We start from the raw sequence: 13,800 nt of genomic DNA on the forward strand, positions 1-13,800 counted from the left end.
CCACCGGTCGCGAGTTCGGTGCCGGGGGCCCTTTAACACCTCCGCCGCCCTATGGCATTTTCGAGCGTCGTTACACACGTTCCTTGCGGCGATACTGCGGATCATCGAGCCCGATCACCGTGATGAAGCCCGGCAGCGCCCGGATCCTGTCGATCCAGGCCCGGATCGCCGGATATGGCTCCAGTGGGATATCCCCCATCGGGGCCAGCGCGACATAGGGAAAGACCGAAATATCGGCAATGGTGGGGCGGCCCAGCACCAGCCAGTCCTGCCCGATCAGCGCGGCCTCGAGGATCTCAAGCGATTTCAGACCCCGGATGCGGGCCTCATTCAGGGTGACCGCCTCTTGCTGGAAGCCGACGCCGTTATAGGTGCCTCTGAACGAGACAATGGCGCGGGTGGTAAAGACACCATACTGGATCCAGCTGGCCGAGAAGGCGAGCCAGTCGATGATCCCGGCCTGCTCGCCCGTATCCCTGCCGCCCCAGCCTTCGGGCGCATAGGTGCCCGCAAGCCAGGTCAGGATCGCGGCGGAATCGCGGAAGATGCGCTCGCCGTCGACCAGAACCGGCACCTCGCCCCGCGGATTGATCGCAAGAAACGCCGGGCCATGATGTTCATCCCCCGGCAGATCGACCTCATATTCCTCAAGCGTGATCCCGGCGAGCGCGGCGAACAGCCGGATCTTATAGCTGTTGCCGGATTCGAAATTTGTATAGAGTTTCGGCACATTGGCCTCCCGTTTCATTTGAGGGTCAGGCCGCGTTGCGAGGCCATGGTGAAGATCGCGGCCAGCACGATAACGGCGCCTTTGATCATGGTCTGGGCGAAGTCCTGGACGCCCATCTGGTTCAGCCCATTGACCAGAACGGTGATGATCAGGACGCCGAGAAAGGTGCGCCCGACCCCGCCGACGCCCCCCGAAAGCGCGGTGCCGCCGACCACAATCGCGGCGAGGGAATCAAGCAGGGCCGTCGAGCCAAGCGAGGGCCCGCTGGAGCCGAGCTGCGACGAGATCAGCAGCCCCGCCAGCGCCGCCGTCACCCCCGAGGTGACAAAGGCCAGGATCTTCACCCGCCTGAGCGCAATCCCCGACAGCCGCACCACCCGCTCATTGCCGCCGATCGCATAGATATAAAGACCGAACCGTGTCCGGTTGGTGATCAGGGCCACCAGGGCCAGCGCGATCAGCCCGATCACTGCCGAATTCTGCACACCCGGAATCCATTGCCCGATGGACAGCGACAGCACGCCCGGCGCGTCGAAATAGATCGAACGCCCGCCGATCACCGTCAGCCCCAGCCCGGCAAAGAATGAAAGCGTGCCAAGCGTGGCGATGAAGGAGGGCACCTTACCGAAGGTGAAGATCAGCCCGTTCACCAGCCCCGCCAGTGCACCGACTAAGATCACGACCAGGATGATGACGACCGGCGCAGTGATCCCGAAATTCACCACCCTGGACAGGATTGCCGCCGTCAGCAGGATGATCGAGCCGACCGAGAGGTCGATGCTGCCCATCAGGATCACCAGCGTCGCGCCAAGCGCCACCAGCAACAGGATCCCGGCCTGGCCGCTCATGATCAGGAGGTTGGCCGGGCTGAGAAAGGATTCCGCCCGCAGTGCGAAAAACAGGATCAGCGCCGCCAGCACTGCGATGGGCAAAAGATCCCCCGGCCGCAGCTGCCTGAGCCAGGTTCGGGGATGCTGTAAGGTAAGACTATGGTCAGACATGGATATTTCCTGGAAGACGGGCCAGATCCGTCAGCGGCGCTGACGGGTTCTCTGATGAAATTGCAGTTGGTGGCAGACCCGCCGGGATCATATCGGCAACGATCTCGGCCTCGGCAGGTTTTGCCTGCGGCGGCGCGGCGATATCGCGGGTGATCCTGCCTTCGACCATGACGAGGATCCGGTCCGAAAGACCAATCAGCTCGGGCAGGTCATCGCTGACGATCAGCACAGCGATGCCGTCTGCCGCTGCCTCGCGAATGGTGCGGTAGATCGCCTCGCGCGCGCCGCTGTCGACGCCCTGGGTCGGGTTTTCCAGCACCAGAACCTGCGGCGCCCGTTCGAGCCATTTTGCCAGCAGGACCTTTTGCTGATTGCCGCCCGACAGCGCCGAAACCGGGCTGTCGATGCCTTCGGGCGCCTTCACCTCCAGCGCCTGGAAACGGCGTTCTGCGGCCGCGCGGGCTGTTGCCTGCCGCCAGACCCCCAGCCTCGTTGCGAAAAGATCGCGTAGCGACGGCAGCTGGAAATTCGCGATCAGGCTGGCGCCGGTGATCAGCCCCTCGGCCTGACGGTCGCCCGGAACAAAGGCGATCCCGGCGCTGACAGCCGCATCGCTGCCGGCCCCGATCCGCCTGCCATTGACCCGGATCTCGCCCTCATCGGGTTCAAGGTCACCGCCCAGCACCTGGGCCACCCGCCGTTTCCCCGATCCGTCCGTCCCGGCGATGCCGACGACCTCGCCGGGCCGGATCGCAAAGCCAAGTGGCCCGACCCCCGATGCCAGCACCAGGCCATCCACCTCCAGCCGGGCGGCCGCATTTTGGCCGCCGCTTTGCAGATCACCGAGGTAATAATTCGCGCCGCGCTCGCGCCCGACCATCAGCCGGTGCAGATCGGGTTCTGTCAGGCCCTGGACCGGCTGATCCGTCACCAGGTTGCCATCCTTCAGCACCACGACCCTGTCGCAGCTGCGCAGCACCTCGCCCAGACGATGCGAGACGAAGACCACCCCTGCCCGACCGCGCAGCCGGTCCAGCAGATGCAGGAAATTCTCTTCATGGCTCTGATCCAGCGCGGTGGTCGGCTCATCAAAGAGGATCACCGGATCGGGAATATCCAGCCGGTCCGCCAGCGCCACAGCCCGCGCGATATCGAGGCTCTGGCGCAGGCCGGGGGGCAGATCGCCCACCCGTTTCGTCACCGGGATCGTGGCCAGATTGCCGCTGGCCAGCACCTCACGCGCGGCCTCCTCCATGGCGCGCCTGTCGAGAAGGCCCGCCGCATTGCGAAACAGGCTTTCCCAGCCAAACCAGAGGTTCTGTGCCACCGTCAGATTGCCGATCAGAGCCGGGTCCTGGAAGACACGGAAGATGCCGCGTTGATTGGCCGCGCGGTAGCTGCGTGGTGCGATGGGGGCACCGTTCCTGCGGATCTCTCCGGCGTCTTTGGTCACGACGCCGGAGAGGATATTGAGAAGCGTGCTTTTCCCCGCACCGTTCTCGCCGAGAAGGCCGATGATTTCACCGCGCCTGAGGGAAAGTGACACATTGGTCAGCACCCTGTGGCCGTCATAGCTTTTGGCGATGCCGGTCAGCTCCAGCAAAGGGGATGCGGGGGCCATCGGCTCAGCCCGCCAGCGGCGATTTGTCGAGCAGCTTGATCTTATAATGATCCTTGAACTGCTGGACGATCCGCTCATAAGAGCCGTCTTCGCGGCCTTTCACATAGGCCTCGGGATAGCTATAGCCCTCCGGCTTCGGCTGATTGATCCATTGTTCGTCGATATCGCTCGGGATCAGTTCATATTGCGGATCCCAGTCCTCGGGGCTTTTCACCCGCGAGATTTTGGTCGCATCGAAATGGGTCTCGACCGGCGCGTCGATGTAACGCTCGATATAGGCATCGATATTGTCTTTGGTCAGGATCTCGGCGCGGAAGGTCAGGGCGCGTTCCAGGGGCTCGGGCGTCCAGCCGTTCAGCCGGTCAAAGAGGTTCGCGGCCAGTGTATAGCCGATAAAGGACGGGTTATTCGCAGCCGAGGCCAGCTGCGTGCCGTCTTTGATCCGGCGCGCGCCATCCAGCGTGCCATTGGTGCCGACAACCAGGATATCCTTGCCCGGAACCTTGCCGATCGCCCGGATCGCCGCAATCACGCCGGTCGCGGTATCGTCATTCTGCGCGATGATGCCACGGGTATCGGGGAAGCGCGACAGGAGCGCCGCCGCCGCCTTCTGCGATTGCTCCGGCGTCCAGTCGCCGGGCAGCTCACCGGCAAAGGTGATGCCGGGATATTCGGCGATGACCTTATCGGCGCCTGCACTGCGCACCACATCCGAGCTGTCATTCAGCAACCCGCCGACACGCACGATGGTGCCTTCACCGCCAAGCGCCTCGATCAGGACGCGGGTGACCTGGCCCAGGCCCTCGAATTCATTGGGCTGGATGTGCAGGCTGTAATATTCGCTGGCATCCCAGGGCGTGAACCAGGGCGCATTGCCCCAGACATGGCTGAGCCAGACCTTGTTCTCTTCCGCCACCCGCGCAAGACCCCGGATCGAGCCGCCATCGACTGCTTCCAGCGCGATGCCGCCAAAGCCGCGCCCGATCTGCTGGTTCAGGCCATTGACCTGAATCGACGGATCAGACTGGCCGTCAAAGCTCTCGCCTTCGATGCCGAGCTGTTTCGCGGCGGCGTTGAAAGCCTCGGCGATCTGCACCGAAAGCGTTGCGGCATAGCTGAAAGGGGTGAAGCCGATGCGCTGTGCCGTCTGGGCGCGCAACGGGCCGGCACCAAGGGCCGGCAGCAGCGCCGCTGCGGCCCCTGCCTGCAAAAGCGCACGTCTGGAAAGCCCACTGACAGTGGGACGAGTAACTCTGGTCATCATTCTACCTTTGGTTTGATGGTTTTCGGGAAAGGGGCGTCAGGGATTGGCCCCTGTCTGTGTTCCGGCCCGGGCCTACGCGCCGGTCTCAAGCGGCAGATCAGGATCCGCCGTCCATTCGGTCAGCGATCCGTCATAGACCGCCACATCGTCCCGCCCGAGTGTGGCCAGGGCCAGCGCTTCGACCGAGGCCGCAATGCCACTGCCGCAATAGGTGATGGTGCGCTTTGACGGGTCCAGCGCGCCGACCCGGCTGAAATGCGCCCTGAGTTCGTCGGGAGATTTCAGCTTTCCGGTCGCCGCGTCGAAAATGTCCTCATACCAGACATTGCGGCTGTTCGGGATATGGCCGGGGCGTGAAAAGGTGGTGCGCCCGCCCGCATGGGTGACCGGATCAACCGTGTTCAGCAGCAGGATATCATCGCGCGTGATCGCTTCACGCACCTGCGCCTTGTCGGCGATCAGCTCGGGGCGGCGGCGGGCGGTGAACTGTGCGGGTGGATAGTGGGTTTCGCCCGCTTCAACCGGCCGCCCCTCGCGCCGCCATTGCGCAAGGCCTCCATCAAGCACCGCCACATTGTCAAAGCCTTCAAGCCGCAGCTGCCACCAGAGCCGCCCCGCCCAATGCTGATAGAACGCGTCCGGGTTACGGGTCGGATCGAACTGGTCATAGACCACCACGATACTGTCATTCCCGACGCCAAGCGCGCCGATCCGCTCGGCAAATGTCGCAGATGGCAAAACGGTGAAGGCATGTTTCGCCTGCTGATCGGTGAGCTCCAGCAACAGATCGGCAAAGGCGGCGCCGCTGATATGCTCTTCGATATAGGCATCGCGCCCTGAGGACAGGGTGTAATAGCCGTCCTGGCCATCTTCGGGGAAGGCGAGAACCGTGGTCGCGTCGAAGATCCTGAGAGAGGGATCACCGAGCCTGGCCTCGAGCCAATCGCCATCAACAAGGGGGGGAATCGCTGCCATTTTTCGCTCCTTATGTCCGGCACCGGGGTTTCAAACCGGTCTGATCCGGACTGCTGCGGGCAAAGTCTCCTTCACAACAATATTTGTCAACAAGGAGGATAAAGATTGGAACAAGCCATGTTCCTGCCATGCCCGTTTTGGAAAATTCCATTCAGAAATACGGTCGGAAACAGAAAGCCTGTTAAGCTTTACATCATCAGGTCACTGTGGAATCATGGGGTGATCCGGTCGCGATACCCGCGCAGGATCCAATATAACTGATCTTATGATGAAGGGCGTTTCGGCCGATGCATATCTCCGCGAGGACCGATTACGCTTTGCGTGCGATGATCGAACTGGCCGCTCATGGCGAGGAGCCGCTGAAATGCGAAACCATCGCCCGGGCCCAGGCAATGCCGCTGAACTTCCTCGTCAATATCCTCAATGAGCTGAAGCGGGCCGGGCTGGTTCACAGCCAGCGCGGCACCGAGGGCGGCTACTGGCTGGCCCGTCCGGCGCGCACGATCTCGGTCGGGGAAATCATCCGCGCCATCGAGGGAGAAATTGCCCTGGTGCGCGGCACGCCGCCGCAATCGGTGGATTACAATGAACGCAGCCGCCCGCTGCAGGATGTCTGGATCGCCTTTCGCGCCGCGATCCGTGAGGTTCTGGATGAAACCAGCCTTGCAAATCTGGCCGACGGAAACCTGCCTGACGTGGTGCGCCGCCTCAGCGATGGGCCGCATCGCTGGCAATCCTGAACATTTGCGTCCCTGCATATCGGCGTCGGCAAAGCGCAGGGTTCTGATGTCTGGCAGCTTGCCCTGAAATCAGGCGCTGCGGCCTGAACGGCCGCAAAAAACTTCCTCCTGCCGGAATCTGTGTTGCTGATTGCTAACAATCATCTATCTTTCAGGGAATCGGGGGGTCTTTCATGCTGTTCGAGAAAGTAAGTCTTACGGACCGGGCGATTTCGCACCTGCGCAACATGATTGTCGCGGGTGAGCTGGCGGCCGGACAGCGCCTGACCGAACAGGAAATCGCGAATGCCCTCCAGGTTGCGCGCGGCACGGTCCGGGCAGCTTTCGCGGCTCTGGAAACCGAAAACCTGCTGGTCCGGCGCCCCTATGCCGGCTGGTCGGTGAAAGAGATCAACCCTGAAGTTCTGCGCGAAAGCTATCAGCTTCGCGGCGCATTGGAGGAACTGGCCGTCCGGTTGCTGGCCGGTTCCATGGATCACGACAAGCGCGACAGGCTGACCGAACTCGGCCAGCGGCTCAGATCGGCAGAGATGTCCGGGGTCGCCGAGGATCGGGTCAAGGCCGATCTCGGGTTTCACAGTGGCATTGTGGGGCTTTGCGGGAATGGCCTTCTGAAACGGCAATATGAGGCGATCTCGGGCCATACCGAATGGCTCTATCGCTGGTCGGAGCTGAACTGGCCATCCCGGATCAATCTGATCGAATGGCATCAGCCGATGATCGACGCGATCCTCGCCGGCGATGCCGGGGCCGCAGTCAAAGCGGCGCAGGAGCATACAGACCGCAGCCTCAGCGACGATGAACGCGATCTGAACAATCAAAACAAATGACAACAGGGACATATCAGATGACATCTTTCCCTCTCACCGGCACACGCTCTGGCCTCAACCGGCGCGGCTTCCTTGCGGCAGGATCTGCGCTTGGTCTCTTGCTGCCCCTTGGCATGGCGCGCGCGGAAAGCGCGGCGCCGGTCAAGGGCGGTGTATTCAATCTGGGGATGGCCGGGGGCAGCACCGACAACTCGCTCGACCCGCGCGCCTTTACCCAGCAGGTGCAGCGGGTGATCGGGGTTGCGGTCTGCAACCAGCTGGTCGAAGTGCTGCCCGATGGCACGCTGGCGCCCGAACTTGCCGAAAGCTGGGACAGCTCCGACGCCATCACCTGGGTTCTGAAGATCCGCAGCGGTGTCACCTTCCACAATGGCAAGACACTTGATGCCGCTGACGTGGTCTATTCGGTCAATCTGCATCGCGGCGAAGACACGACCTCGGGCGCGAAATCCCTGTTCAATACGATCAGCGACATTCAGGTGACCGCGCCGGATGAGGTGACGGTAGTGCTTGACAGCGCCAATGCTGAATTCATGCGCGTCTTCGCCGATTATCACGCAATGATCGTGCCCGATGGCTTCACCGACTGGCCGAACCTGACCGGCAGCGGCGGCTATCGGCTGGTCAGTTTTGACCCCGGCGTGCGGGCGGTGCTGGAACGCAACCCGGATTATTGGAAATCTGATCGCGCCCATGTCGATCAGGTGGTGATCCATGTGATCAATGACGGCACCTCGCGGCTCGCGGCGTTGCAGAGCGGCATGCTTGACGTGATAAATCAGGTCGACCGCAAGGTCGTGCCCTTCATCCGCAACAACCCGAAGCTGGAACTGGTGCGCTCGCCCGGTGCGGTCCACTGGACCTTTATCTGCGCCGCTGACAAAGAGCCGACCAGCAACAATCATATCCGCCAGGCGCTGATGTATGGCTGCGACCGCCAGGCGATGCTGGATCTGGTGATGGGCGGGCTGGGCTCGCTGGGGAATGATCACCCGATCTCGCCCGACAACCCCTATTACAATGCCGACCTGCCGCAGCGCCTGTTCGACCCGGAACGCGCGCAATTCCACCTTAAGGCCGCCGGGATGGAAGATTTCAGCATCGACCTCTATACGTCCGAGGCGGCGCTGCCGGAGGCAATTGACCTTTCGATGGTCTATGCCGCCAAGGCCGGGCCGGCGGGCTTGAAGATAAATGTGCAACGCCGCCCGGCGGATGGCTACTGGACCGACGCCTGGATGAAGCAGCCCTTCGCGGTGTCCAGCTGGCTGAACCGCCCGATCGACCAGACCTTCTCGCTGATCTATGGCACCGGATCGTCCTGGAATGAAAGCTACTGGTCGAATGAGCGCTTTGACGCCCTGCTGGCCGAGGGCAAGGCTGCGCTCGATTTCGACCGCCGCAAAGAGATCTATGGCGAGATGCAGGCGATCCTGCACAATGAGGGGCCAAGCGCGATCCCGGTCTTTGCCGATTTCCTCGATGCGAAATCGGTGCGGGTCAAAGGGTTCGAGCCAAGCAATGTCGCAGACCTCTCGGGCGACCGCATCATCGAACGGATCTGGCTGGAAGGCTGACCGCCGCTCCAGGGGCTCCGGGTGCAACACGTGCCGCCCGGGCCGTTCCGGTGACCGGAAACCCGGTCACCGTCCTCATAACCGGAGAACTGCATGTCCCTCACCTCCGTCTGGTGTGAGCCGGACCTGAGCGCCCAGGGGCGCCAGGTCGGCTGGATCCGTGTCGAGCATTCTGTCCATCGTTCCGCCTATGGCACAATCGCTATTCCTTTTGCGGTTTTCGCCAATGGCGAGGGGCCGACGATCCTTCTGATGGCGGGCTCGCATGGGGATGAATATGAGGGTCAGCTGGCTCTGACGCGGCTGATCCGCAGCCTCGATGTCAGCCGCATTAAGGGCCGGATCCTCGTTCTGCCGGCGGCAAATCTGCCAGCTGTTGTCGCGGGCCAGCGCACTTCTCCGCTTGATGGTGGCAATCTCAACCGCAGCTTTGGGGATCACTATACCGACACCCCGACCGGGCAGATTGCGGCGTTCGTCGCCGAAGAGCTGTTGCCGCTATGTGACGCGATGCTGGATCTGCATTCGGGGGGCAGTTCGCTGCGCCACCTTTCCTGTTCCTATGCCGATCTGAGCTGTGATCCCGCGATGGCGGCCAGGACCTTCGCCGCTCTTGAGGCCATGAATGCGCCACTGTCCTGGGCACAGGCCGGGATACCTGCCGCGCCGGTCGCCGGACGGGCGGCTTTGCGCAAAGGGGTCATGCATCTCTCGGGCGAATTTGGCGGCGGCGGCGCGCTGAATGCCGCTGATCTGAATGTGGCCGAGCGCTGTATCTACCGCCTCCTCGACCATCTCGGCATCCTGGAAATGGCTGCGGAATGGCGGGCGGAAATCGCAACCCGCTTCGTCTTCAACACGCAGGCCCATTTCACCTATGCCCCCGGGGAAGGCGTGTTCGAGCCCCTGGCAGAGCCCGGCGATGTGGTGGAAAAGGGTCAGCCTGCCGGCTGGATCCACCGGCCGGAACGCCCGGAAGATCCCCCCGTCGCCTTGCATTTCACCAGCGACGGGATCGTGGCGGTGGTCCGCGCAATGGGGCGCTGCCTGCCTGGTGACTGCCTGTTCCAGTTGCTGGAGGAGACACCGCGCGCGGCGGTCCTTGCGGGGATCAAGGCGCTGAAATGACTGATTTCCGGTCTGATAACAGTTGCCCGCCATCGCCGGAGCTGCTCGATGCCCTCGCGCCCGTGCTGCGCCAGGGTCATTCGCCCTATGCAGCGGATGAGATCACGCAAAGGGTCGAAGGCCGCTTTTGCGAGGTCTTTGACCGCGATCTGCGCTTTTTCCCGTTGTTTTCCGGGACGGCGGCGAATGCGCTGGCCCTGACACAGCTCGCGCCACGTTTTGCCGAAGTGATCTGCCATCGCGACTCCCATATCAATCTCGACGAATGCGGCGCGGTTGAATTCCAGTCGGGGGCCCGGCTGCTGCCCGTTGGGGCGCGCGACGGCAGGATCTCGCCCGACGATCTGCCACCCCTTCATGACAGCCAGGATCCGCACCGGCTGCGACCGGCTGTACTCTCGCTCAGCCAGTGCACGGAACTGGGCACCGCCTACCGCGCCGCCGATATCCGGGCGCTGACCGGGCCGGCACGGGCGGCCGGGCTGGGCGTCCATATGGATGGCACCCGCTTTGCCAATGCGCTGGCGACAACCGGCAGTACACCGGCGGATCTGAGCTGGCGCGCCGGCGTCGACATCCTCTGTCTCGGCGCGACCAAAAGCGGTGCGCCCGGGGCCGAAGCGGTTCTGATCTTCAACCCCGATCAGGCCGCCGGATTTGACAGGCTGATGAAACGCGCCGGGCATCTGGCATCGCGGCTCTGGTTCCTTTCGGCCCAGATCGAAGCCTGGCTGGAAAATGACCTCTGGCTGCGGCTGGCCGCGCATAGCAACGCCATGGCGAGCCAGCTTGCCGGTCTTATGCGGGCCGCAGGTCACATCCCGCTTTATCCGGTCGAAGCAAATATGCTGTTTTTTGCCGCCACCGCCGGGCAGAGCGAAGCGCTGAACCAGGCCGGTTTCGCGCATTATCTCATTGCCCGGTCAGACGGGCTGACCGCGATCCGGCTGGTCACCTCCCATGCCACAAGCGGTGCGGATATCGAACGGCTGGCGGCGGTGCTGCCCGGCATCCTCGGGCAAAGTGACAAGGTCTCACAAACCGCCGCCGCCATCTGACTGACGCCAGGCGGTCGGTGACAGACCGACCACCCGGCGAAATTCACGGCTGAAATGGTAGATGTCGCTGAAGCCGCAGGCCTCAGCGACCGCCGAGACCGTGACCCCCTGGCGCAGCAGCAGATCCTGAGCGCGCTGGATCCGCTGCCGCCGGAGCCAGTCGCGCGGTGTCGTCTGCAGATGCGCGCTGAACAGCCGGCGCAGCTGTGCCGCGCTCATCCGGGCTGTTACGACCATGTCTTCCGCCGTCCAGCGCAGCTCGGGGCGGGCACCCATCGCGGCGATCAGGCGCATCAGCGCGGGCGGCAGGCGGTCGCTTTCAAGCGCCAGTCTTTCAGCATTCAGCAGGGACCAGAGTTCGCCGATCTGCCGGTTGATCAGCAGGTCCTGGTTCGTGCCGCGCGCGCGCATCAGATCAAAGAGGCGGGAAAACCAGTCGGTAACCGATGCCCCGCGCGCAATCGGGATCCGCCCCCCGGGGCCGAACAGCAGGCGCATCATTTCTGTCGCCTCGGCCCCGGTGATACGCAGCCAGTACAGCACCCAGGGATCCTGTCGGTCGGCGAAATGGCCATGCGGCTGATCGCCCGCAATCACCGCGCAGGTCGAGGGGCCGATCCGGCGCAGCTCGTCACCGATGCGGATCGTGCCCTGCCCTTCCCGGCAATACAGCAGATCGAAACCCGGCGAGGACATCCGGCTGATCGCATAATCCGGGCCACAGATCACATGGCCCGCCCGGGCCACACGGGTGACTGCGCCGTCCCAGCGGGGATCGGGCAGCGTATGCAGGTTTTCGACAAAAACCGTTCGTTTTTCGCGGAGCGCAATCATGCGCGTTTTGTACAAATAATTGATCTGAGAGTCCATTTTAGAATGGCGCCCGACAGGTCATAACCGCCACAGGAGGGGCCGCTGCAGCCATGGCGCGCGGTCCGGAGGATCGGATTTCATTTCGAAGACAGAGGGAGGGCCGGGTCATGCTCATGCCGACCAGGGACCAGCAGAACCGCTATGCGGAAGATGGCTTCTATATCGTCAAAGGGCTGCTTTCAGCCGAAGAAGTCACCAATTTCCGGGACCACGCCCGCAAGCAGCTTGAAGAAGAGGCCCGCGAAGGCAGTGTCATGGCCAAGGGTGACCGCGATGGCAAAAGCACGCTTCTGAAGATGTGGAACACCGCCGGCGATGACAAATACGGGCTTCTGGCCCGTGACCAGCGCATGGTGTTGCAGGCCGAAGCGCTGCTGGGCGAAGAAAGCTATCTCTACAGCCACAAAATGACGATGAAGCAGCCCCGCGAGGGCGGCGCCTGGGAATGGCACCAGGATTTCGGCTATTGGTACAACAATGGCTGTCTGCGCCCCGATATGCTGTCGATCTACATCTCGCTGGACAAGGCGACGAAAGAAAACGGCTGCCTTCAGGTGCTGAGCGGCACGCATAAGCTCGGCCGTCTGGATCACGTCCGCGAAGACGGTCAGACCAATGTGGCGCGCACCCATCTCGAAGCCGCCATCGAGCGTTACGAGCATCTTTATGTCGAGATGGAAGCCGGCGACGCGCTGGTGTTCCACGGCAATCTGCTGCACCGCTCGGATGCGAACAACAGCGACACCTATCGCTGGGGTTACATTTGCTCTTATAACGCCGTCTCGAATGCGCCCTTCGCCCGTTTGCGTGAATACGGCAATTACGAAGAGATGAAGCCGGTTCCTGCCGGCAGCTTCATGGCTGCCTGACTTCGGTTCTCCTGAGCCATTATGGCCCGCGACGGCGGGCCATTCGCCATCCCAGAAAGGCCCTGATTGCGGCCATCCCGGAAAGGAAGCTGATGACAGGATCTCTGGCACAGCCTGCCGCAAAAGCGGCAAAAAAGCGGTTCCTGCGGTTCGGCGGGCGCGAAACCGGCGTCGCGCTGGCTCTTTTGGTCATGTGTATTGCACTGACGCTGCTGAATGACCGCTTTCTCACGACCAACAATCTCCTGAATATCGGGCGTCAGGTCTCGCTTCTGGGGATCATGGCGGTCGGCATGACCTTCGTGCTCGCCTCGGGCGAAGTCGACCTCTCCGTGGGGTCGATTTATGCGTTTTGCGGCCTGGTGACCGGCATGGTGATCGTCGCCGGCTATGGGCTTCTTGCCGCCCTGGTGCTGGGCATCCTGGCCGGGATTGTGATCGGCATCATCAACGGGCTTTTGTCGACCTATGGGCGGCTGCCCTCGCTGATCGCGACGCTTGGCATGTTGTCGATGGTGCGCGGTGCAGCACTGATCCTGACAGATGGCCGCCCGGTGACCGTCAACGCCAAAAACGGCGCCGCGCCGGATGTGCTGGCGCAGTTCACCTTCCTTGGTCAGGGCTCGGTTGGCGGCATCCCGATGCAGCTTGTATTCTTTGCCCTGATCGCGCTGGCGGGCTGGTTCCTGCTGGCGCGGACCTCGTTTGGCTTTCGCGTGCTGGCGGTGGGCGGATCGACCAAGGCGGCACGCGTCTCCGGGATCTCGGTCGAGCGCGTCAAGATCGCAGCCTTTGCGCTGATGGGTGGCCTCGCGGCCTTTGCCGGTATCCTGTCGATCGCCTTCCTGCCCTCGGGCCAGGCAGGGCGCACCGGACTGGGACTGGAGCTGGACGTGATCGCGGCAACAATTGTCGGCGGCACATCGCTTGCGGGCGGTGAAGGCACCATCATCGGCACCATCCTTGGTGTGCTGATCATCGGCGTCTTACGCAACGGGCTGGTGCTGACCGGGGTTTCGCCATTCGCCCAGGAATTCCTGATCGGCCTCGTCATCGTCGTCGCGGTTGCCATCGACAAATGGACCATCCGGGAACGCCGGATCTGAAGGACCCCGACAGGGGCGATCATGCGGG

Annotated in this window: 13 protein-coding genes; 7 read left to right on the forward strand and 6 right to left on the reverse strand. The window is 62.8% G+C overall.

The features are described 5' to 3' along the window. Positions 1–70: 70 nt before the first annotated feature. The 5 genes from AC4FS3_RS12220 to AC4FS3_RS12240 form a co-directional block, all read right to left on the reverse strand. Positions 71–748 (reverse strand): glutathione S-transferase family protein, encoded by a 678-nt coding sequence (locus AC4FS3_RS12220; protein ID WP_491020798.1) that lies wholly within the window; start codon positions 746–748, stop codon positions 71–73. Continuing rightward, positions 745–1,731: an ABC transporter permease gene (locus AC4FS3_RS12225; protein ID WP_491020799.1), complete on the reverse strand. Its 987-nt coding sequence runs from the start codon at positions 1,729–1,731 to the stop codon at positions 745–747. The genes AC4FS3_RS12220 and AC4FS3_RS12225 overlap by 4 nt, the downstream gene beginning before the upstream one ends. Continuing rightward, a complete protein-coding gene (locus AC4FS3_RS12230; RefSeq protein ID WP_491020800.1) occupies positions 1,724–3,352 on the reverse strand; it encodes a sugar ABC transporter ATP-binding protein in 1,629 nt (542 codons plus the stop codon). The genes AC4FS3_RS12225 and AC4FS3_RS12230 overlap by 8 nt, the downstream gene beginning before the upstream one ends. 4 nt (positions 3,353–3,356) lie before the next feature. Next, positions 3,357–4,613: a sugar ABC transporter substrate-binding protein gene (locus AC4FS3_RS12235; RefSeq protein ID WP_283179483.1), complete on the reverse strand. Its 1,257-nt coding sequence runs from the start codon at positions 4,611–4,613 to the stop codon at positions 3,357–3,359. Positions 4,614–4,688: 75 nt separating this feature from the next. Further along, positions 4,689–5,591 carry a sulfurtransferase gene (locus AC4FS3_RS12240; RefSeq protein ID WP_491020801.1) on the reverse strand — a complete coding sequence of 301 codons (903 nt, stop codon included), beginning with the start codon at positions 5,589–5,591 and terminating at the stop codon, positions 4,689–4,691. Between the two features lie 287 nt (positions 5,592–5,878). Here AC4FS3_RS12240 and AC4FS3_RS12245 point away from each other — a divergent pair, with 287 nt between their 5' ends. The 5 genes from AC4FS3_RS12245 (at position 5,879) to AC4FS3_RS12265 (ending at position 10,924) form a co-directional block, all read left to right on the forward strand. After that, positions 5,879–6,331: an RrF2 family transcriptional regulator gene (locus AC4FS3_RS12245; RefSeq protein ID WP_283179485.1), complete on the forward strand. Its 453-nt coding sequence runs from the start codon at positions 5,879–5,881 to the stop codon at positions 6,329–6,331. A gap of 173 nt (positions 6,332–6,504) precedes the next feature. Further along, positions 6,505–7,161, forward strand: a complete 657-nt coding sequence (locus AC4FS3_RS12250) for a GntR family transcriptional regulator (RefSeq protein ID WP_491020802.1) — start codon at positions 6,505–6,507, stop codon at positions 7,159–7,161. A gap of 17 nt (positions 7,162–7,178) precedes the next feature. Then, positions 7,179–8,738: an ABC transporter substrate-binding protein gene (locus tag AC4FS3_RS12255; protein ID WP_491020803.1), complete on the forward strand. Its 1,560-nt coding sequence runs from the start codon at positions 7,179–7,181 to the stop codon at positions 8,736–8,738. 93 nt (positions 8,739–8,831) lie between these two features. Beyond that, positions 8,832–9,866 (forward strand): succinylglutamate desuccinylase/aspartoacylase family protein, encoded by a 1,035-nt coding sequence (locus tag AC4FS3_RS12260; protein ID WP_491020804.1) that lies wholly within the window; start codon positions 8,832–8,834, stop codon positions 9,864–9,866. Beyond that, positions 9,863–10,924, forward strand: coding sequence for a threonine aldolase family protein (locus AC4FS3_RS12265; protein ID WP_491020805.1), 1,062 nt, complete (start codon positions 9,863–9,865; stop codon positions 10,922–10,924). The genes AC4FS3_RS12260 and AC4FS3_RS12265 overlap by 4 nt, the downstream gene beginning before the upstream one ends. Here AC4FS3_RS12265 and AC4FS3_RS12270 read toward each other — a convergent pair. After that, positions 10,901–11,758: an AraC family transcriptional regulator gene (locus AC4FS3_RS12270; protein ID WP_491020806.1), complete on the reverse strand. Its 858-nt coding sequence runs from the start codon at positions 11,756–11,758 to the stop codon at positions 10,901–10,903. The two genes, AC4FS3_RS12265 and AC4FS3_RS12270, sit on opposite strands and share 24 nt — an antisense overlap. A gap of 146 nt (positions 11,759–11,904) precedes the next feature. Here AC4FS3_RS12270 and AC4FS3_RS12275 point away from each other — a divergent pair, with 146 nt between their 5' ends. Next, positions 11,905–12,666 carry a phytanoyl-CoA dioxygenase family protein gene (locus AC4FS3_RS12275; protein WP_198838677.1) on the forward strand — a complete coding sequence of 254 codons (762 nt, stop codon included), beginning with the start codon at positions 11,905–11,907 and terminating at the stop codon, positions 12,664–12,666. A 92-nt stretch (positions 12,667–12,758) separates the two neighbouring features. After that, positions 12,759–13,772 (forward strand): ABC transporter permease, encoded by a 1,014-nt coding sequence (locus AC4FS3_RS12280; RefSeq protein ID WP_491020807.1) that lies wholly within the window; start codon positions 12,759–12,761, stop codon positions 13,770–13,772. Positions 13,773–13,800 lie beyond the last annotated feature (28 nt).

The sequence above is a fragment of the Pseudogemmobacter sp. TB195 genome (assembly GCF_058313095.1).